The organism is Flavobacterium panacis, assembly GCF_024649945.1.
GTDB classification, from domain to species: Bacteria; Bacteroidota; Bacteroidia; order Flavobacteriales; family Flavobacteriaceae; genus Flavobacterium; species Flavobacterium panacis.
In genome coordinates this window covers 56,912-78,530 of the sequence record NZ_JANKMS010000008.1, presented here as the reverse complement: position 1 = coordinate 78,530, position 21,619 = coordinate 56,912, and the positions used below count along the sequence as shown (strand labels likewise).

Genomic DNA, 21,619 nt, shown 5'->3' with positions numbered 1-21,619 from the left:
TTTGTACTTTTTAGAAAAAGGAATTGAGGTTATTTTTTCATAATTTTTCTCGTAAAACTGCCGTTGTCTGTTTTTATTTTAACGATGTATTGACCAGAAGATAAATGACTAATATCAATTGATTCTGTATTTTTCTCAACGGTTTTTACTAAAGTTCCCAGCATATTATAGATTTCAACTTTTTGGACATTGTCACTAGAAATATGCATCTGATTTGCAACTGGATTTGGATAAAGAAGTAATTGTTGCACTTCAGCGTGTTGATCTACTTTTAAAGTTCCGCTATACGTTGTTTTCATATAAAAGAGATTTGCGGTGTCTTTTTTAGCAATACTATGGGAGCCTGCAGCAAGACTTACTGTTATAATTCCTGCTGTAGCACTATAATTTGTGCCATCAATTTTGGCTGTTCCTGCAGCTTCAACAAATACAAGTGTTAGTGTACTTGTCTGTGTTGTGGTAAAGGTAATGTTAGTTGCTGTTTCAAGTTTTAAACACTGTGTAAGAGTTAATCCGTCATAAGTTACAGTTCCTTTATTGGTGGCTAAATTTCCACTAATAGTATAAAATTGACTATTTGTACCAGATAGAGTAAAATTGTGTATTTGGTCTCCTGGCGGTGTCGTTGGCGTACCTTCTACAGTTATCGTTCCAGTAGCATTTGCAGCAGATCCGCTTGTTCCGCTAGTAGCAATTGAAAAAGATACATTGGCGGTTGGAGTTCCTGATATTGTGATGGTTTTATCTGTAGTGTTTTTTACAAAGCTTATGCCTGAAGCTGGTAATCCTGTTACAGTAGCATTTGTAGCATCTCCGCCCCAAGTAAAAATCATTGGTTCTATTGCGGTGCCAGTGTTTACTGTTTGATTGTTATCTGTTTCGGTTGTTAAAGTTTGCCAATTTTGTGTAGCTGGAGTTTCGCCCTGGACATTAACTAAACTTGTTTGATAACTTAATAATTTGGTTTGAAGAGCTGTATTTACGGCATCTGAAGTATCGTCTGTAGCATTATTAAATGTCCATTGAAAATCGCCTCCAGAAATACGGCCAGCATATTGCGTTACATTTGTTTTTGCTATTTCAGGACTATCTGGTGTATAAGCATACATGACGCTTGAATTTGTGTCAAAATTATTATACGTTTTTGCACCTTTTTTCGATTTAATTGTGTTGCTAATCGTTTCGTCTCTGGAAGTAGTAACATAGGCATCAAATTCAACAGGATAAGTTGAAGGATCATAGGCAACAAAGCGAGTTTGTCCGCTTATTACATTGTTAAAAGCTTTTATTGTTCCGCCGTCTTCACTTGAGAATGTTCCACCAGTACCATAAAAAATATCCGTTCCTTGCATAGAAGTTAGCATTGGGTATTTACAGTTTCTAAAATAATTTGCTTCAACAAAAACAGATGATCCAAGAGTTGAACCAACACCATATTTTGAATTTCCATCATAATAATTGTTGTAAACATGCGCAGAATAATAACGAACTCGAGGATGTCTAGAATCGGAGTGATCGTACCAATTATGATGATAGGTGATGTATAAACCTTCAGTTGTTGCTTCGCTTAATCCCAAGAGATTACACTTTCCAGAATCCCAAAAATGATTGTATGAAAAAGTTACGTAAGTTGATTTTTTACAGTCCAATGCGCCATCTCCTTTAATCTGGTCAGCATCTTTCCCTGGTTTTCCATAAAAGAAATCACAATTATGAACCCAAACGTAATCATTGTCTTGTTGCAATCCGATATTGTCGGCTTCGTCGCTGTCGCAATTCATGATTCCGATGTTTCTAATTTCAATATTAGAAGCATTTTTAACTCTTATTCCCCATCCGTCAGCTGTAGCATCATTTCCTATTCCTTCTAGTGTAATGTAGGCATTAGCATTTTTTTTATTTTCAATAACTAAATCTCCATTTAACATATAAGATAAATCAGTAATCTGGCCAATCATACGGATAATTAGTGGTCTGGTATCACTTCCTTTTTTAAATCCGTCCAAGATAGTTTGTAATCCAATGCATGGATTTGAAGTTGCACCAGTAACATTTAATGAGATTGTGTTTTTGGTTTGCTGGGTAATGTAGATTATAACGGCATTATCTTTTGGAGTTCCATTGGCTTTATAAGCACCGGGTATGCGGGAGTTGGCAAAAGCAAAACCGCTTCGATCATGTGACAATACGGTTAAACTAGAGGTTGTAGATCCTGTTGCTTCTGTTCCGGCTGTAACGGGTTTAATGGTAATCGTATAATTTCCTGATGCAAGTCCAGGTACGTCAGCGCGAAAGTAAGATCCATAATTACGGATTAATTCATTATCAATCTTTTTGTTTGTTTGCCCTCCTCCTGTATAATATACATTATAACTATCTGCACCAGAAACAGGTGTCCATTGTACAAAAGCAGATTCAAGCCAGCCTTTGGCTTCGGTAATTTGTTGCGCCCATGTTTGCAGGGCTATGCAAAAAAAGCTTAGAATGAGTAATTTTTTTTTCATTGTTGTTTAAGTTAGAAAGTTAATAAGTGGTTTTTTGTGGTTTCCTAATTGTGGTTTTTAAGATTTATTGTAATCGATTACACGAATTTATGTAAATTTTTTACATTCTCATTATTTTTAACATAAATAAATTTATAGTGTAAAAATATATGTATTTAATTATGGAATATGTAATAAATTGCATTTTTAATGTAATTTATTACATGCCAATAAAACAGGGAGGCCCAAGGGCTTTTTGTTTCAGTTATTGAATTTATTTGGTATAATTTCTTAGAAATTATTTAGTAGAAAATTTAAAAAAAAGCATAAAAAAAAGCCCTTTTGATTTTACTCAAAAGGGCTTCAATTTTATATTTAGGACAATTAGTCTCTACTATATAGTTTTGATAAAAGTCTTAAGAATTCGATGTATAACCAAACTAAAGTAATCATTAATCCCATTGCTCCATACCATTCCATAAATTTTGGCATTCTTTCACTTGCTCCTTTTTCAATTAAATCAAAATCTAAGAAAAGGTTAAGAGCAGCAATGATGATCACAAAAACGCTGATTCCAATACTCATCATAGAATTTCCGTAATGAACAGGAACATAACTTGAAGCAAACATTGAAACAATCCAAGAGATTAAATAATAAGTTGCAATTGCTAGCGTTGCAGCGACAACAACAGATTTGAATTGTTCTGTAACTTTAACGATTCTAAATTTATATAAACCAAGACAAACTAAGAAAGTAACAAGAGTTGCTCCAACGGCATTAATTACAATTCCTGGAAATTTTAATTCAAATATTGCAGAAATTCCTCCTATAAATAAACCTTCAAAAAGAGCATATCCTGGTGCTAAATATGGTGAAGCCTGAGGTTTAAAAGCTGAAACGATTACCAAAATAAAACCAATAATTGCACCTCCAATTGTAGGAAGCATTGGATTCATTCCATTAAAAGCCATCCACCATGTTACCATAGCAGCACCGCATAAAATTAGGAATAAGATTGCTGTTTTGTTAATTGTTCCAGACACCGTCATTTCTTGATTGTAATCAATAATCTGAGCTTGGTGTACTTCAGTTCTTGGTTCAGCATTAGATGAAAAACGCTTACTGTTTAAAAATGGATTTTTTGAATTAAAGTTCATAATTTAATACATTTAATTGAACTCAAATATATGGAGATTTTTTGAAGTGCAATTGTATAGAAGAAATTTTTAACATGAATTTCTCTTCTTTATTTCTATAAAAAAAATCCATCAAAGCTAAATTTGATGGATTTTCTATTATTTTAATTTAAGAAATTATCTTATTTCAATAAGTCTAAAACTAATGATGGAAATAAACCTAATGCAATATTTAAAGCAATTGATACAACAGCTGTAGCGTAAATAAGAAAAGGTTTTCCTGTTCTTTCCTGATTTGGTTCTTTAGAATACATTGCAATAATTAGTTTGAAATAGTATCCAACACTAATGATAGAGTTGATTACAGCAACAATTACTAAACCAATGTATCCTGCTTGAATTGTTTGATTGAATAAAAACAACTTAGCAAAGAATCCAGAGAAAATTGGAATCCCAGCCATTGACAATAATGAAGCTGTAAGAACAGCAGCCAATAACGGATTTGTTTTTCCTAAACCGTGGAAGTTTGTAATGTCTTCGTTATCACGATCTCTGCATACATATAAGATTACACTGAAAGCAGCAATACCAGATAATGCATAAGCAGCAGTGTAGTATAATAAAACACCAGCTGATGCAGAAACAGTTAATAATGTCATTAACATGAAACCTGCATGAGAGATTCCAGAAAATGCAAGCATACGTTTTACGTTTACTTGTCTTAATGCCATAATATTACCAACAGACATAGAAGCAATTGAAATAATTACAACAATAATTTCGAAAGTATGTAGAAGATCTTGGTTTTCTAAAGAAGCAATTAAGTTCATTCCTGAAACCAATTTAAATAAAGTTGCAATTGCTACAACTTTTGCCAACGTACTCATTAAAGCTGTTGTTAAAGCTGGTGAACCTTCATAAACGTCTGGAGCCCAGAAGTGGAAAGGAACTGCAGCAACTTTAAATAACATTCCAACAATCATTAAAATCATTCCGATTGGAAACCAGATTGGTAACTCTGCAGAAAGTGCTGTTTCGTGAATATCGCTGATATCGAAACTTCCCATGGCACCGTAAATTAAACAGATTCCGAAAAGGATAATTCCAGAAGCGAAAGATCCCATTAAGAAATATTTCATTCCGGCTTCGTTACTTTTTATATTCAAACGATCGCTCGCCGCTAATACATATAATGCAATAGATAAAATTTCAATTCCTAAAAAGAACATGGCTAAGTTTCCAAATGAAACCATTGCTACAGCTCCAGCTAGTAAGAAGATTTTAATAGCTACATAATCTGAAATTTTCGTTGGATGATTTTGGTAAAAATTGTGACTTAATGCTACAAGGAAAATAGTCAAGACAATAAACAGTGATGAAAAAGCTGTAGAAAACTTGCTCACTGCTATCATATTGTTGTAATAACTTTGTTCTGTTCCAAATTCACAGTAATTAAGTGCCAAAACACCTATTAAACCTAAAATGGTAATAGGAACGATGGCTTTTCTTAAATTAAGAATCTCAAACAATAGGCAGAAAATACCCAATCCTGTTATAGCTATTAATGTATTCATTTTTATCTTTTTGATTTAGGATTTCATTTAACTGTAATCCTAATTTATTTTTTGTTTAAAATATTAGTTCTTATTGATAACTTGTAAAATAGTTTCCAAGCTTGGTGTAATCAAATCTGTAATTGGTTTTGGATAGAAACCAAAGAATAATAAAACAGCAATAATTACCGCAAATGAAATTCCTTCATTAACTGTAACATCTGCAAATGTTTTAGAATTAGTTTCTCCTAACATTACATGTTGGAACATTCTTAACATATAGTAAGCTCCTAGAATGATAGTTGTTCCACCAAGAATTGCAAACCAAATATGGATTTGAGATAAACTGTATAATACTGTAAACTCACCAACAAAGTTAAAGGTACTTGGTAAAGCAACAGAAGCTAATACTAAGATTAAAAACATTGATGTGAATTTTGGAGCTTGTGTACGAATACCACCTAAGGCTTCAATTTCTCTAGTTTCAAATCTTCTGAAAATTACTTCAGCAGCAAAGAATAATCCCACTACAACAAAACCGTGAGCAATCATTTGCAGAACAGCACCTCTTAAACCGTCAAGAGTTAAAGTATAAGATCCTGCAGCGATTAATCCAACGTGAGCAAGAGAAGAATAAGCTAATAATTTCTTTAAATCTTTTTGTCTCAAAGCTACAATTGAACCGTAGATAACACCAGCAATTCCTAAACCAATAAAGATATATAGGTATTCTTTTGCAGCGATTGGTGCAAGTGGCAATTGCCAACGAAGTACACTATACAATCCCATTTTTAGCATGATACCAGATAAAAGCATTGTTCCGACAGTTGGTGCTTTTTGGTACACGTTTGCCTGCCAAGTATGGAAAGGAATAATTGGAATTTTGATAGCATAAGCTAAGAAGAAAGCCAAGAAAATCCAGAATTGCTCGCAAGCAGATAATTCTAATTTATATAAATCTTCAATTAAGAAAGAACCTGCTTTTTGGTATAAGTAAATGAAAGCAGTTAACATGAATAACGAACCAGCAAGTGTGTAAATAAAGAATTTAACCACTGCTTTTCTGCGTTCTTCAGCATCGCCATTACCCCAAATTAACGCAATAAAGTAGATTGGAATAAGTGCTAACTCCCAGAAAATGTAATACAAAAGACCATCAGAAGCTAAGAAAGTTCCTGTCATGGCAAAAGCCATAAATAAGATCAAAGCATAAAAACCTTTTGCATTGTTATATTCATTTCCGAAAGAAGAAAATATAATAATCGGAGTTAAAGCCGCAGTTAATAAAACCATTGCAAGCCCAAGTCCGTCAGCATTTAAAGCGAAAGAAATTTTAGGCTGAGTAATCCAGTTGCTGATTACGCTGATATTTTCACCAGCATTATAATTATTCAATAATACAATTGAACATCCTAAAGCAGCTAAACTAAATAGTAAAGCAACTTTTGAAGCTAGTTTGTCACCAGAAAAATAAGTGGCAAATGCACCAATTAAAAGTATAATTAATATAGTAGAAACGTTCATAGTTATAATATTATTGAGCTAAAAATATATAGGAAACAATTGCACAAAGTCCTAAAACAAATACAAATAGATATAATCCTATACTTCCGGTTTGTAATTTTTTTCCTTGGAAAGCAATTTCGCTTGCTATCTTACCTAATCCAAAAACAAGCGCAGATAATCCTGTCTCGATATAGTCTCTAAAGAATTTAGATAAACTATTAATTGGCTGAACAAATACAGCATCGTAAACTTCGTCTACATAATATTTGTTGTATAACACTTTGCTTAAACCAGTAATGTTTTCATCAGATTCTGGAACATTATCTTGTTTAAAGTATTTTACGTAAGCAATTAAAATTCCTAATAATCCACCAAGAACTGCAACACTCATTAAAGTGTATTCAGTTGCACCTAAATGGTGTTCTTCGCCAGCTACTTTTGTGAAAAGAGGAGCTAAGTAATGATTCAACCAGCTATTTCCAGGTAAACTAATTAATCCACCAAAAGTTGCTAAAATTGCTAAGATGATAAGTGGAATAGTGATTAATGAACCACTTTCGTGTAAATGATGTTTTTGCTCTTCAGTTCCTCTAAATTCTTTGAAGAAAGTTAAGAACATTAAACGGAACATATAGAAAGCTGTCATGATAGAAGCAACCGATCCAACAACGTATAATGGAATACTGTGGTGGAAAGCTGTCAATAAGATTTCGTCTTTAGAAAAGAATCCAGAGAAGAATGGAACTCCAGAAATTGCCAATGAAGAAATCAACATTGTCCAGAAAGTGATTGGCATTGCTTTACGCAAACCTCCCATGTTACGCATATCCTGTTCTCCGTGTAATCCATGAATTACAGATCCTGAACCTAAGAATAAACAAGCTTTAAAGAAAGCGTGAGTGATTACGTGAAAAACAGCTACTTCATAAGCTCCAAATCCTAATGCTAAAAACATTAATCCTAATTGTGAAACTGTAGAGTAAGCCAATACTTTTTTGATGTCCGTTTGCACTAATCCAATTGTAGCAGCTACTAATGAAGTGATAGCTCCAATAATTGCAATTACATTTTGAACATCATGAGCTAAGTCAAAAACAAAGTTTAATCTTGTAACCATAAAGATACCTGCAGTTACCATCGTAGCCGCGTGAATTAATGCGGAAACAGGAGTTGGTCCAGCCATCGCATCAGGTAACCAAGTATATAGCGGAATTTGAGCCGATTTACCACAAGCTCCAATAAATAAACATAAAGCCGCTAAAGAAAGTAATGGTAAGTTTAAGTTAGAAGCTCCAGCAATTGCAGTTTTTAAAGTTGCATAATCTAATGTAGAGAACATCGATCCGATGATGAACATTCCGATTAATAAACCTAAATCTCCAATTCTGTTCATGATGAAAGCTTTTTTCGCAGCATCATTGTAATCTTGGTTTTTATGCCAGAATCCAATTAATAGGTAAGAACAAAGTCCAACTCCTTCCCATCCAATGAAAAGAACTAATAAGTTACTTCCAATTACAAGCGTAATCATAAAGAATACGAATAGATTTAAATACGCAAAAAACTTGTGCATATTCTCATCATCGTGCATGTAACTGATAGAGTATAAGTGAATCAAAGATCCAATTCCAGTTACGAAAAGTAACCAAAGAACAGATAATTGATCTAATAAAAATCCAAGATTGATTTTTAAGTTGCTAATTTGAATCCAATCAAATAAAGTAACTTCAATTCCTTTTCCAGTTGAAGTTATTTGATTAAAAAGTAAAAGAGAAACTACAAAAGAAATCGCTACGGCAATAGTTCCGATTGCACCAGAAACTGTTTTTCCTAAGCTTTTTCCAAAAAAGACATTTACTAGAAATCCTAGTAAAGGAGTTAAAACTAAAATTAAAGCTAAATTGGTATCCATTTCTGATTATCCTTTTAAATTTTTTAAATTATCGATACTAATTGATCCGATATTTCTAAAGATAGAAACTAAAATGGCCAATCCTACCGCAACTTCGGCTGCAGCAACCGCCATCGAGAAGAACACAAAAACTTGTCCTTGCGCATCTTGATGATAAGTTGAAAAAGCAACAAATAAAAGGTTTACCGCATTCAACATAATTTCGATAGACATGAAAACGATAATAGCATTTCGTCTGTACAATACACCAAAAATACCAATACAGAAAAGTACAACACTCAAAAAGATGTAGTTTTCAATACCTATTTGATTTAATATATTACCCATTATTTATTTAATTTTTCTTTTTTAGACAATAGAACTGTTCCAATCATAGCAACCAAAAGTAAGATCGAAGCAAATTCGAAAGGAACCATATATTCGTCCAATAAAATTTTACCTAAAACTTTAATTGATTGGAAATCTTCTCCAGTAGAATCGTATTCACCCACAATTGGTTTCGAGTTGATAAAGATTGTAATTAAAACAATCAATATTAAACAGAAAGAAACAATAGCTCCTAAACGTGTAATTCTAGGACGGTGAACTTCTCGTTGTTCGTTCAAGTTCATTAACATGATGGTAAACAGGAACAAAATCATAATAGCTCCGGAGTAGACTATTATATGAACAACAGCTAAGAATTGAGAATTTAATAGTAAATAATGACCAGCAATTGAGAAGAAACAAATTACCAAATAGATGGCACTATGAATCGGGTTTCTGCTGAAAATAGTCAAGAAAGCAGTAATAACGGTAATAAACGCTAAAAAGCAAAAGATAATTTGAACAGTTGTTGCGTGTGCAAAATCAGGAATATGTATCATTTAGTTAGCGTTATTAAGTTGAGCGTTTTTCATAGCCATTTCTAAAGGCATTACTAATTTATCTTTCCCGAAAATGAAATCTTCTCTGTTGTAGCTAGCAGGAACTAATACTTTTGAAGTTGTTAAGTAAATAGCGTCTTTTGGACAAGCTTCTTCACATAAACCGCAGAAAATACAACGAAGCATATTGATTTCGTAGATTTCAGCGTATTTCTCTTCTCTGTATAAGTGTTTTTCGTCAGCTTTACGTTCAGCAGCTTTCATAGTGATTGCTTCTGCAGGACAAGATAAAGCACATAATCCACAAGCAGTACAGTTTTCACGGCCTTGCTCATCACGTTTCAACATGTGTTGACCACGGTAAACCGGACTCATTTCACGAACCTGCTCAGGATAATGAATGGTAACTTTTTTTCTAAAAAGGTGTTTTACGGTAATAACCAAACCTTTTACAATCGCCACAAGATACAATCGTTCAACAAAAGACATGTCTTTATTTGACACCACCTTTTTTCTACCCGATAATGATATAGTTTCTATTGACATTTTTACTATTATAGTTTATGATTTACAATCTGAATCAATCAAATTAAAATCTATTTGTTTTTTATTTGAAGCTTAATCCTGCTATCCGCTATATCTTTTGTGGTGAACCCCACCACAAAAGGATGCCGCTTCTATCAGGGCTAGGGCATTACGGTTTCTTAGAATCCTAAAGCGGCTAAGATTTCGTGTCTTAAAATAACAACACCCGTAATCATGATATTAATGATCGAAAGTGGAATTAAAATTCTCCAACCTAAGTGCATTAATTGGTCATATCTAAATCTTGGAATCGTCCAACGTACCCACATATAAAAGAATATGAAGAAACATATTTTTGCAAACAATGCTGCAATTCCTAATAAGTTAGCTGCATTTACACCTACATTTTCTACCATCCATTGCATTCCTGGGTAGTTGTATCCACCAAAGAATAAAACAGAAATAATAGTTGAAGAGATAAACATACTCGCATATTCAGCAAATAAATAGAATCCCATTTTCATTGATGAATATTCTGTATGGTAACCTCCAATTAACTCGTTTTCACATTCTGCTAAATCGAAAGGTGTTCTGTTTGTTTCTGCAAATGAACAGATTAAGAAAATTAAGAATGATAATGGCTGATAAAAAACATTCCAGTTCATTCCTTGTTGCTGTAATGAGATTTCTTTTAAACTCATTGTTCCAGTCATCATCAATAAAGCGATTATTGATAATCCCATTGCAACTTCGTAAGAAACCATTTGAGAAGCAGCACGAATAGCTCCCATTAAAGAGAACTTGTTGTTAGAAGCCCATCCACCAATCATGATACCGTAAACTCCAACAGAAAGAACTCCAAAAATGTATAATAAAGCAATATTTACATCTGTAGCCTGAAGAATAATGTCTCTACCAAAAAGGTGTAAACGATCTCCCCACGGAATTACAGCACTAGTCATTAAAGCAGTACTCATTGCAATTGCCGGTCCAACTACGAATAAAAATTTATTTGGTGTATTTGGGAAAAACTCTTCTTTAGAGAATAATTTCATACCATCTGCAAGTGGTTGTAATAAACCTCCCCATCCAGCACGGTTTGGTCCAACACGATCTTGCAAGAAAGCAGCAACTTTACGCTCTGCCCAAGTAGAATACATTGCCATAATCATCGTAACCGCAAAAACGACTACAATAACAACACTTTTTTCTATAATAAATGCACTTTCCATTTCTTACTATTTTTGATCATTATTAGGTAATGGAATTGCTGCCATACTAATTTTTTTACGGTCAATATCTCTACCTAAAAGGATATTCTTTTCAGTATCGATGGTAACTTTCTCTAATTTTTGAGTGTAATTATTTTGGTTGATTACAGAGTCTTTTTCAAATTCTCTTGGTCCTTCAATTACCCAGTCCTTCACGTCTTTGTGATCAAAACGACAGCTGTTGCAAATGAATTCTTCAACTTCATGGTACTCATCTTTACGACCAGTTACACGCTGAATTTCTCCACCAAACATCCAAACTGTAGTTTTACCACAACATCCTGGAGTTGTACACTCTCTGTGTGCATTATAAGGTTTGTTGAACCAAACTCTTGATTTAAAACGGAAAGTTTTATCAGTCAAAGCTCCAACAGGACAAACATCAATCATGTTTCCAGAGAACTCATTGTCAATAGCTTTAGAAATACCAGTTGAAATATTAGCGTGATCTCCACGATCTAATACTCCGTGAACTCTGTTGTCTGTCAATTGATCTGCAACTTGTACACATCTTTGACATAAAATACAACGGTTCATGTGAAGTTGAATATTTGGACCAATATCTTCTGGTTCAAATGTTCTCTTTTCTTCAATGTAACGTGATTTCGGATTTCCGTGCTCAAAACTTAAATTCTGTAAATCACATTCTCCAGCCTGATCGCAAATAGGACAGTCTAGTGGGTGATTGATTAATAAAAATTCTGTTACAGATTTACGAGCTTCAGTTACTCTTGCAGACGATTTACTGTTTACTTCCATACCATCCATACATCCTGTTACACAAGATGCCATTAATTTTGGCATTGGTCGTGGGTCAGCTTCACTACCTTTAGAAACTTCAACTAAACAACAACGACATTTACCGCCGCTGCCTTTTAATTTTGAGTAATAGCACATGGCTGGCGGAACTAAATCTCCACCAATCATACGTGCAGCCTGCAGGATCGTTGTTCCTGGTTCTACGTCTATACTTTGACCGTCTATGGTTACTTTCATCTCTTATTGATTTGAATGTTGAAAGTCGGAATATTCAAAAGAGTTGCTGTCCTTTTAATATTTTTAACTTTATAACTTTCTCTATATATTTTTATACGATTACTTTACCGCCAACTAAATGCTTAACTTGTGAGAAAGGCTCGGCAACAAAGTGATCTCTATTTTTAATTTTTTCTGGGAAACGAACGTGATATTCGAATTCATCTCTAAAGTGACGAATTGCTGCAGCTACTGGCCAAGAAGCGGCGTCACCAAGAGGACAGATTGTATTACCTTCAATTTTACTTTGAATGCTCCACAATAATTCGATATCTTCTTCACGGCCTTGACCGTTTTCGATTCTCCATAAGATTTTTTCCAACCATCCAGTTCCTTCACGGCAAGGAGTACATTGTCCGCAAGATTCGTGGTGATAGAAACGAGCAAAGTTCCAAGTGTTTCTTACCACACAAGCTGTGTCATTATAAACGATAAATCCTCCAGAACCTAACATAGATCCAGTAGCAAAACCACCATCACTAAGAGATTCGTAAGTCATTAATCTATCCTCACCGTTTGCTGTTTTGAAAATTAATTCAGCTGGTAAAATTGGCACAGAAGAACCTCCAGGAACAAATGCTTTCAAAGGTCTGCTTGAAGACATTCCTCCTAAATATTCGTCAGAATTCATGAATTCGTCTACACTTAAACCTAATTCAATTTCGTAGACACCAGGATTTTTGATGTGTCCTGAAGCAGAAATTAATTTAGTTCCAGTAGAACGTCCAATTCCAATTTTAGCATAATCATCACCAGAATTGTTTACAATCCAAGGCACAGTCGCAATTGTTTCAACATTGTTTACCACAGTTGGATTTGCCCAAAGACCAGAAACCGCTGGGAAAGGTGGTTTAATACGAGGATTTCCTCTTTTACCTTCCAATGATTCGATTAATGCTGTTTCTTCTCCACAGATATAGGCTCCAGCTCCACAGTGTACGTGAAGTTCTAAGTCATAACCTGATCCTAATATATTTTTTCCTAACCAACCTGCAGCTTTTGCTTCGGCGATTGCTCTTTCTAATATTTTGAAAACCCACATATATTCTCCACGAATGTAGATATACGATAGGTTAGCACCCAAAGCGTAGCTTGAAGTAATCATTCCTTCGATCAATAAGTGAGGAATATATTCCATCAAGAAACGATCTTTAAATGTTCCAGGCTCCGATTCGTCGGCGTTACAAACTAAGTGTCTTGGTCTTCCTGATTTTTTGTCAATAAAGCTCCATTTCATTCCCGCAGGGAAACCAGCTCCACCACGGCCACGTAATCCTGATTTTTTTACTTCTTCAGTAACTTCATCTGGAGTAAGAGTTTTTAAAGCTTTTTCTACAGAAGCATAACCACCATTTTGGCGATACACTTCGTAGGTTTTAATTCCAGGAACATTGATTTTATCTAATAATATTTTTTGTGACATCTTATTTATCGTGTAATATTATTTTATCATCTCTACAATCAGCAATAATCTGATCGATTTTCTCTTCTGTCAGTTTTTCTTTGTAGAAATCTCCCAACTGCATCATCGGAGCGTATCCGCAAGCACCTAAACATTCTACACCAGCAATGGTAAACATTCCGTCTGGAGTTGTTTCTCCCATTTTAATGCCTAGTTTTTCAGAAGTGTAATCCATTAAATCTTCGGCACCTCTTAAACAACAACAAGAAGTTTGACAAAACTCAAACATGTACTTACCAATTGGCTTTTGGTTGAACATTGTATAGAAAGTAACCACTTCATAAACCTCGATTGGTTTGATCTGAAGAATCTCGGCAACTTTATCTTGCAATTCAGTACTAAGCCAGTTGTTATGCGCATCCTGAACTTCGTGCAAAACAGGCAATAAAGCCGATTTTTGTTTGCCCTCAGGATAATGACTGATCAATTCATTGATGCGGTTCATCAATGCCTCAGTCATGTTTATTTCTTGTTTGTAATGTTTACGTTCCATTTTAATTTTAGATTTCTGATTTTAGATTTCTGATTTTTCAATCTTTATCTATAATCTATGATTCTTCAATCATTGTTTAAGTTTTAGATTCTTCAATCTGAATTTTTCAATTCGTAATTATAATTTTTAAATCTAAATTCTAAAATCTGAATCCTCAATCAGCAATCTAAAATCTAAATTCTAAAATCTGTTAGGCGTCTAATTCTCCTGCAATAACGTTCAAACTTGAAAGAATGATAATTGCATCAGAAAGCATGGCACCTTTAATCATTTCTGGGAATGCTTGATAATAAATAAAGCATGGTCTTCTGAAATGTAATCTATATGGAGTTCTACTTCCGTCTGTTACTAAATAAAAACCTAGTTCTCCATTTCCTCCTTCTACTGGGTGATAGATTTCTGCAACTGGTACAGGAACTTCTCCCATTACGATCTTAAAGTGATAAATTAAAGATTCCATAGAAGTGTAAACATCTTCTTTTGGAGGAAGGTAGTAATCTGGAACTTCAGCGTGATATTCGTTTCCTGCAGGCATTTTTTCTAAAGCCTGACGAATAATGCTTAAACTTTCCCAAACTTCAGCGTTACGAACACAGAAACGATCGTAAGTGTCTCCTGATTTTCCAACAGGAACAATAAAATCGAAATCTTCGTAAGAAGAGTAAGGTTGTGCAACACGTACGTCGTAATCAACGCCAGCAGCACGTAAGTTTGGACCTGTAAATCCGTAAGCCATTGCTTTTTCAGCAGTAATACCACCTACGTTTACAGTTCTATCCAAGAAAATTCTGTTTCTCTCGAATAAGTTTTGGAATTCTTGCCAAACTGGTGGGAATTCTTCAAGGAATTTATCTAGTTTTTTGAAAACTTCTGGAGACCAGTCTCTTTCAAAACCACCGATTCTTCCCATATTTGTAGTCAAACGAGCTCCACAAATTTCTTCGTAGATTTCGTAGATTTTTTCTCTAAATTGAAAAACGTATAAGAAACCAGTATACGCACCAGTATCTACACCTAAGATTCCGTTACAGATAATGTGATCCGTAATACGAGCCAACTCCATAACGATAACTCTTAAATACTGAGCTCTTTTCGGAACTTCAATACCTAATAGTTTTTCAACCGTCATCCACCATCCCATATTATTAATAGGAGATGAACAATAGTTCATACGGTCTGTAAGCGGTGTAATTTGATAAAAAGGACGATTTTCGGCAATTTTTTCGAATGCTCTGTGGATGTAACCAATAGTTGGTTCAGCCTCAAGAATTTTTTCACCATCCATCAACAAGATATTTTGGAAAATACCGTGCGTTGCAGGGTGAGTCGGACCTAAATTCAGTACAGAAAGTTCGCTTCCGTCGTCGTTTAGTCTCTCCTTAATTATTTTAGCATAACGATGCTCTGGTGGTAATAATAGTTCTGACATTTTATAATGTTGAATTATTTTTTAGCAATTTGTTGTTGTTCTTCCGAAGAATCGGTCATCCTTATCTGTTCTTCCGCTGTCTTCCATTGGGAATTCTTTTCTCATTGGGTGAGACTGCATTTCGTCCATATTTAAAATACGTTTCAATTGAGGATGTCCTTTAAAGTCAATCCCGTAGAAATCAAAAGTTTCTCTTTCCATCCAGTTCGAAGACAAGAAAATATTTGAAATCGATTTTACTTCTGGTTTTTCGCCATTTAAGAAAACTTTGATTTTTAATCTTTTGTTTTCGTACCAGTTGTGTAAATGATAAACAACTGCAAACTGACGTTCTGTTTCGTTATCTGGATAATGAATACCGCACAAATCTGTTAAGAAATGAAAACGTAATTCTGGATCGTTTTTAAGGAAAAGAATCAACGGTGTGATTTTATCAGCCGAAGCTTCTAAAGAAAAAATATCTCTCTCTTGTTGAAAGTTAAAAACATCGTTACTGAATGTTTCTACAAGTTTGTCTTGAATTTGGGTATTTTCTAAGGCCATCTTATGAGATATTATATGAAGCTAATAATTCTTGGTATTCTGGTGAGCTTCTTCGTCTCACAGATTCGCTTTTCACTAAGTCCTGAAGTCTCATAACTCCATCAACAATTTGTTCTGGTCTTGGTGGGCATCCTGGTACATAAACGTCAACTGGAATTACTTTGTCAATTCCTTGAAGAACAGAGTACGTATCAAAAACTCCTCCTGAAGAAGCACAAGCTCCAACAGCAATTACCCAGCGAGGTTCTGACATTTGCTCGTAAACTTGTCTTAAAATAGGAGCCATTTTTTTAGAAATAGTTCCCATTACTAATAACATATCGGCTTGTCTTGGAGAGAAACTCACACGCTCAGAACCAAATCGAGCTAAATCGTAGTGAGAAGCCATTGTTGCCATGAATTCGATACCACAGCATGAAGTCGCGAAAGGAAGCGGCCATAATGAGTTAGCTCTTGCTAAACCAACAACATCACTAAGTTTTGTAGCGAAGAAACCTTCACCAGTAACTCCTTCTGGCGGCGCAACCATATTTACTTTTGAATCGCTCATTTTATTTTAGATTTCTGATTTTAACTTTTAGATTTTGAAATCATAAAAAGAAAAATCAATTTTTTAAATCAGTACTTTAATTTGAGTTCAAATTTTAAATCGAGATAAGAGATAATCTAAAATCTACAATCTAAAACCTAAAATCATTTATTCCCACTCTAATGCTTTCTTTTTGATGATGTAAAAGAAACCAACTAAAAGCAAAGACATGAAAACTATCATTTTTAACATTCCCTCGATTCCTAAGTCTTTGAAGTTTACTGCCCAAGGATAAAGGAAAATAACCTCTACGTCGAATAATACGAACAAAATGGCAACAAGGAAGTATTTTACAGAAAACGGAATACGTGCGTTACCAACAGATTCGATACCACATTCGAAGTTTTTATCTTTAACTTCAGAGGATCTACTTGGTCCTAATTTTCCAGAAATAATGATTGTTCCTACCACAAAACCAACAGCTAGAATAAACTGCATTAAAATAGGAATGTAACTGTATTGATCAGATTGCATAAGCTTCGATTTTTTACTTAAAAAATGAGCCACAAAGATAACTTGGAACTCTGTAAAACACAAGCTAAAAAAGGTTTTAAGTAGGGTGCGAAACGGCGTTTATACCTAATTTTTATTGATTATAAATAACATTTCAAAATTTTAATATTTTTTTAAGATTTGAGCAAAAAAAAACGTCCCGATACTTCGAGACGTCTTTTAAGACCATTCAGAGGCAAAAAAAATAAATTGCTATATTTTTCTTAGATTACTGCTACTTTAGCAGCAACTTTCCCTTTTCTTCCTTCTTCTTCTTCATAGCTTACACGGTCACCTTCGCGTAATTCTTCCGCGTTAATTCCTGAAGCGTGAACGAAGATATCCTTTCCTGTTTCTTCGTCTGTAATGAATCCATAACCTTTAGATTCATTGAAAAATTTTACTGTACCTGTACGCATTGTAATTGTAATAATAATTTATAATAAAGCAAATGTAACATATAAAATCATACAAAAGACATGTACGTGTTAATTTTTTGTAAAAATTATTGATTTCCAGTGTTTTTACGTGGTTTATTGCGTCAAATTTCATATGAAATACGATAATTTGAGAATCATTAATTGTAAGAATATTAAAAAAGTCAATTTGTAGGAATTTCATATTGCGAAAAATTAATATTTTAAGATTATTTCTTCATTTTTTGACATAAAAAAAGCGACTGAAATTTTTCAGTCGCTTTTTTATACTTTTTTTAAGTTTTATATCTTAAATAGCGTCAATTTTAATGTGTAATTCTTTCAATTGAGCATCATCGATTGCTGCTGGAGCATCAATCATAACATCGCGCCCTGAATTGTTTTTAGGGAATGCGATAAAATCTCTAATGGTTTCTTGTCCTCCTAAGATCGCTACAAGTCTGTCAAGACCAAATGCAAGTCCTCCATGAGGTGGTGCTCCAAATTGGAAAGCGTCCATCAAGAATCCGAATTGTGCTTTTGCTTCTTCTTCGGTAAAACCTAAATATTTGAACATTAATTGTTGTGTCGCTTTATCGTGAATACGAATAGATCCACCTCCAATTTCGTTTCCGTTTAAAACCATATCGTATGCGTTTGCACGAACTTTTCCTGGTTCTGTTTCTAACAATGCCATATCTTCTGGTTTTGGAGAAGTAAATGGGTGGTGCATGGCATGATAACGACCGCTTTCTTCGTCAAGTTCCAATAATGGGAAATCTATAACCCAAAGTGGCGCAAATACTTCTGGATTACGCAATCCTAAACGAGTTGCTAATTCCATACGTAAAGCAGAAAGTTGTGCACGTGTTTTGTTAGCAGGTCCAGAAAGAACAAAAATCATATCTCCAGGATTTGCTTCTGTTGCTTTTGCCCATTTTGCCAAATCATCTTGATCGTAGAATTTATCTACAGATGATTTGTATGTTCCATCTTCGTTGCATTTTACATAAACCATTCCAGATGCACCAACTTGAGGACGTTTTACCCAGTCAATTAATCCGTCGATTTCTTTACGGGTATAATTTCCAGCTCCTGGAACTGCGATTCCGACAACTAATTCTGCTGCATTGAATACAGGGAATTCTTTGTGTTGTGCAAATTCGTTTAATTCGCCAAACTTCATTCCGAAACGAATGTCCGGTTTGTCGTTTCCGTATGTTTTCATAGCATAGTCGTAAGTAATTCTCGGGAATTTCTCTACTTCAATACCTTTAATTTCTTTTAATAAATGTCTTGTCAGTCCTTCAAAAACATTTAAAATGTCTTCTTGCTCCACAAATGCCATTTCGCAGTCAATTTGTGTAAACTCAGGCTGACGGTCTGCACGTAAATCTTCGTCACGGAAACATTTTACGATTTGGAAATATTTATCCATTCCACCAACCATCAATAATTGTTTGAAAGTTTGTGGAGATTGTGGTAAAGCATAAAATTGTCCTTCGTTCATACGACTTGGTACAACGAAATCTCTAGCTCCTTCTGGAGTAGATTTGATTAGATAAGGAGTTTCAACTTCGCAGAAATCTAAATCAGATAAATATTTACGAACTTCCATCGCTACTTTGTGACGGAATAACAAACTGTTTTTTACTGGATTTCTTCTGATATCCAAATAACGGTATTTCATTCTGATGTCTTCTCCACCATCCGTTTTGTCTTCGATAGTAAAAGGAGGTGTTATAGCGCTATTCAAAATATTCAATTCCGTAACTAAAATTTCAATTTCGCCAGTTGGAAGGTTTTTGTTTTTAGCTTCACGCTCAATTACAGTTCCTTTAACCTGAATTACAAATTCACGACCAAGAGTTTTCGCTAATTCAAAGATGTTTTTATCCGAACGGTCTTTGTCAAATAATAATTGAGTAATTCCATAACGATCTCGTAAGTTAACCCAATTTAAGAATCCTTTATCATTAGAATTTTGTACCCATCCAGCAAGAGTAACTTCGGTATTAATATTTGAAGCGTTTAATTCGCCACAATTATGACTTCTATACATAATCAAAATTTTAGATTGCAAAAGTAAATACAAAATTCAAGATAATATAGTAAAGTCATAAGTTGATGCAGAATAATTTCAAATAAATTGTTAATTCTAAAATTTCGAAGCTTTAATTCTTTAGTTTTGACTCACTAAAAAACAAATATTGATACCCATGAAGAAACTTTTTGTTGCTGGTCTGGTAATTTTTAACGCTTTGAATGTTATAGGTCAAAGTAAGAATACGGTTAAGTTCACGGCTAAAATTGAAAATAGAAACAGTGATACTTTAGTCATTAAAGGAAGAAATAATTTTAAGCAGGTAATTCCAATTGATAAAAAAGGTGTTTTTGCTACAACTTTTGATGCTCCAAAGGGATTTTACATGTTTTCTGACGGAACAGAGTCTTCTAATTTGTATTTAAAACCAAATTCTGAAGTTAATCTGACTATGAATGCTAAAGAGTTTGATGAAACGATTATATATAAAGGTAAAGGTGTAAACGAAAGTAACTTTTTAGCACAACAAGCCTTAAAAGATGAAAGTTTTCAAAATGATGCTTTTAAGAAAGAAGCTGGCGAATTTACGGCTTTATTGGATGGTAAATTAAAAGCAGATACGGAAAGACTTGAAAAAGGAGATTTTGATCCAGAATTTAAAACAGCATTAAAAGCAAGCTTTGAAAGTTTTCATCAATATGCTTCTGAGGAATATAACAGAGCGGCAAATGCTAATAAAATGGTAGGAAAAGCTTCTCCTGGTTTTGATTATGAAAACTTTAAAGGTGGTAAAACAAAATTAACTGACTTAAAAGGGAAATATGTTTACATTGACCTTTGGGCAACATGGTGTGCACCTTGTCGAGCTGAAATTCCATATCTTCAAAAAATGGAAGAGAAGTATCATGGAAAAAACATCGAGTTTGTGAGTATTTCTATCGATAAAATGAAAGACAACGAAAAATGGAAAAAATTTGTAACCGATAAACATCTTGGCGGAACGCAGCTTTTTGCTGATAAAGATTGGGAGTCTGAATTTGTAGTGAATTATGGTGTAACTGGAATTCCGAGATTTATCTTAATCGATCCACAAGGAAATGTTGTTAAGTCTGATGCACCTAGACCATCTGATCCTGAATTGGATAAACAACTTAGTAGTTTATTGAACTAAAATATTTACGAAATTTATAACGTTATCGTAAAATTATAAATTTTATAAAATCCCAGCAAAACCAGTGCCTCAGCGCTGGTTTTTTTGTTTTAAACACTTTTCCAATGTTAAGTTTTCACTCAATGTTACCAAATTGTTAAGTAAAAGTTTTTTTAATGTAAACTATTAACTATATTTGATAACAATTTGATAACATTCAATAACATTTAATACCTAAAGATATGAAAAAGTGTGTGATTTTAGCGGCTGTGTTATTCTCTGGAATTTTAACAGCACAAGAAGGTAAACCTGAGTTGGAAACTGTTGGAAATAAAGTAAAAGCTACTTACTATTATGAAAATGGAAGAATACAGCAGGAAGGCTTTTTTAAAGATGGAAAATTGGACGGTGTTTGGGTATCTTATGATGAAAACGGAAATAAAACTGTAGAAGGAGAGTATACAGATGGATTAAAAACTGGAAAATGGATGTTTTTCAATGAAAAAAATCTTTCTGAAGTAGCTTATGTAAATAGTAAAGTAAGTTCCGTTAAGAATCTACAGAAAAACGCTGTAGCCAACAGAAACTAATTAAGAGGAATTTCTTAGATAAGTATTAAACCGTTCTTTTAAAGGACGGTTTTTTTATGCGTTTATTTTTTGTTGTAAAAACAAATAAGCCCGAACTAATTCGGGCTATTAAATGTAAAATGT

20 protein-coding genes are annotated in these 21,619 nt (G+C 33.9%); 2 read left to right on the top strand and 18 right to left on the bottom strand.

Annotated features, from left to right (window positions below; genetic code table 11):
* Positions 1-29: 29 nt before the first annotated feature.
* The 18 genes from NQQ59_RS17010 to aspS form a co-directional block, all read right to left on the bottom strand.
* A complete protein-coding gene (locus NQQ59_RS17010; RefSeq protein ID WP_144216045.1) occupies positions 30-2,504 on the bottom strand; it encodes a pectate lyase family protein in 2,475 nt (824 codons plus the stop codon).
* Positions 2,505-2,867: 363 nt separating this feature from the next.
* Positions 2,868-3,641 carry a Bax inhibitor-1/YccA family protein gene (locus NQQ59_RS17005; protein ID WP_144216043.1) on the bottom strand — a complete coding sequence of 258 codons (774 nt, stop codon included), beginning with the start codon at positions 3,639-3,641 and terminating at the stop codon, positions 2,868-2,870.
* 161 nt (positions 3,642-3,802) lie between these two features.
* Entirely contained in the window at positions 3,803-5,194 is a 1,392-nt protein-coding gene (locus NQQ59_RS17000) for an NADH-quinone oxidoreductase subunit N (protein ID WP_144216041.1), read from the bottom strand.
* 63 nt (positions 5,195-5,257) lie between these two features.
* Entirely contained in the window at positions 5,258-6,697 is a 1,440-nt protein-coding gene (locus tag NQQ59_RS16995) for a complex I subunit 4 family protein (RefSeq protein ID WP_144216039.1), read from the bottom strand.
* Positions 6,698-6,707: 10 nt separating this feature from the next.
* Complete coding sequence (gene nuoL / locus NQQ59_RS16990; protein WP_144216037.1) at positions 6,708-8,591, bottom strand: NADH-quinone oxidoreductase subunit L; 1,884 nt, start codon at positions 8,589-8,591, stop codon at positions 6,708-6,710.
* A 6-nt stretch (positions 8,592-8,597) separates the two neighbouring features.
* On the bottom strand, positions 8,598-8,918 hold the full coding sequence (gene nuoK / locus NQQ59_RS16985) for an NADH-quinone oxidoreductase subunit NuoK (RefSeq protein ID WP_008466103.1): 321 nt from the start codon (positions 8,916-8,918) through the stop codon (positions 8,598-8,600).
* The gene (locus tag NQQ59_RS16980; RefSeq protein ID WP_111286269.1) at positions 8,918-9,457 is read right to left on the bottom strand and encodes an NADH-quinone oxidoreductase subunit J family protein; all 540 of its coding nucleotides are present in this window, start codon (positions 9,455-9,457) and stop codon (positions 8,918-8,920) included. The genes nuoK and NQQ59_RS16980 overlap by 1 nt, the downstream gene beginning before the upstream one ends.
* The gene (locus NQQ59_RS16975) at positions 9,458-10,003 is read right to left on the bottom strand and encodes a NuoI/complex I 23 kDa subunit family protein (RefSeq protein ID WP_144216035.1); all 546 of its coding nucleotides are present in this window, start codon (positions 10,001-10,003) and stop codon (positions 9,458-9,460) included.
* A gap of 158 nt (positions 10,004-10,161) precedes the next feature.
* Positions 10,162-11,214: an NADH-quinone oxidoreductase subunit NuoH gene (gene nuoH / locus NQQ59_RS16970; RefSeq protein ID WP_144216033.1), complete on the bottom strand. Its 1,053-nt coding sequence runs from the start codon at positions 11,212-11,214 to the stop codon at positions 10,162-10,164.
* Between the two features lie 6 nt (positions 11,215-11,220).
* Positions 11,221-12,249, bottom strand: coding sequence for a 2Fe-2S iron-sulfur cluster-binding protein (locus tag NQQ59_RS16965; protein WP_144216031.1), 1,029 nt, complete (start codon positions 12,247-12,249; stop codon positions 11,221-11,223).
* Positions 12,250-12,340: 91 nt separating this feature from the next.
* On the bottom strand, positions 12,341-13,711 hold the full coding sequence (nuoF, locus tag NQQ59_RS16960; protein ID WP_012023323.1) for an NADH-quinone oxidoreductase subunit NuoF: 1,371 nt from the start codon (positions 13,709-13,711) through the stop codon (positions 12,341-12,343).
* A gap of 1 nt (position 13,712) precedes the next feature.
* Positions 13,713-14,243: a complex I 24 kDa subunit family protein gene (locus NQQ59_RS16955; protein WP_113677156.1), complete on the bottom strand. Its 531-nt coding sequence runs from the start codon at positions 14,241-14,243 to the stop codon at positions 13,713-13,715.
* Between the two features lie 190 nt (positions 14,244-14,433).
* Entirely contained in the window at positions 14,434-15,672 is a 1,239-nt protein-coding gene (locus NQQ59_RS16950) for an NADH-quinone oxidoreductase subunit D (RefSeq protein WP_144216029.1), read from the bottom strand.
* Between the two features lie 21 nt (positions 15,673-15,693).
* The gene (locus NQQ59_RS16945) at positions 15,694-16,215 is read right to left on the bottom strand and encodes an NADH-quinone oxidoreductase subunit C (RefSeq protein WP_144216027.1); all 522 of its coding nucleotides are present in this window, start codon (positions 16,213-16,215) and stop codon (positions 15,694-15,696) included.
* Between the two features lies 1 nt (position 16,216).
* Entirely contained in the window at positions 16,217-16,765 is a 549-nt protein-coding gene (locus tag NQQ59_RS16940) for an NADH-quinone oxidoreductase subunit B (protein ID WP_111378918.1), read from the bottom strand.
* Between the two features lie 147 nt (positions 16,766-16,912).
* Positions 16,913-17,278 carry an NADH-quinone oxidoreductase subunit A gene (locus NQQ59_RS16935; RefSeq protein ID WP_144216025.1) on the bottom strand — a complete coding sequence of 122 codons (366 nt, stop codon included), beginning with the start codon at positions 17,276-17,278 and terminating at the stop codon, positions 16,913-16,915.
* Between the two features lie 242 nt (positions 17,279-17,520).
* Positions 17,521-17,715 (bottom strand): cold-shock protein, encoded by a 195-nt coding sequence (locus tag NQQ59_RS16930; protein WP_007137066.1) that lies wholly within the window; start codon positions 17,713-17,715, stop codon positions 17,521-17,523.
* Positions 17,716-18,022: 307 nt separating this feature from the next.
* Positions 18,023-19,774 carry an aspartate--tRNA ligase gene (gene aspS / locus NQQ59_RS16925; RefSeq protein WP_144216023.1) on the bottom strand — a complete coding sequence of 584 codons (1,752 nt, stop codon included), beginning with the start codon at positions 19,772-19,774 and terminating at the stop codon, positions 18,023-18,025.
* A 157-nt stretch (positions 19,775-19,931) separates the two neighbouring features.
* On the opposite strand from aspS, the gene NQQ59_RS16920 reads away from it, so the two are divergent.
* Both NQQ59_RS16920 and NQQ59_RS16915 read left to right on the top strand, forming a co-directional pair.
* On the top strand, positions 19,932-20,927 hold the full coding sequence (locus NQQ59_RS16920; protein WP_144216021.1) for a TlpA family protein disulfide reductase: 996 nt from the start codon (positions 19,932-19,934) through the stop codon (positions 20,925-20,927).
* Between the two features lie 221 nt (positions 20,928-21,148).
* Positions 21,149-21,496, top strand: a complete 348-nt coding sequence (locus tag NQQ59_RS16915) for a toxin-antitoxin system YwqK family antitoxin (RefSeq protein WP_144216019.1) — start codon at positions 21,149-21,151, stop codon at positions 21,494-21,496.
* Positions 21,497-21,619: the final 123 nt, after the last annotated feature.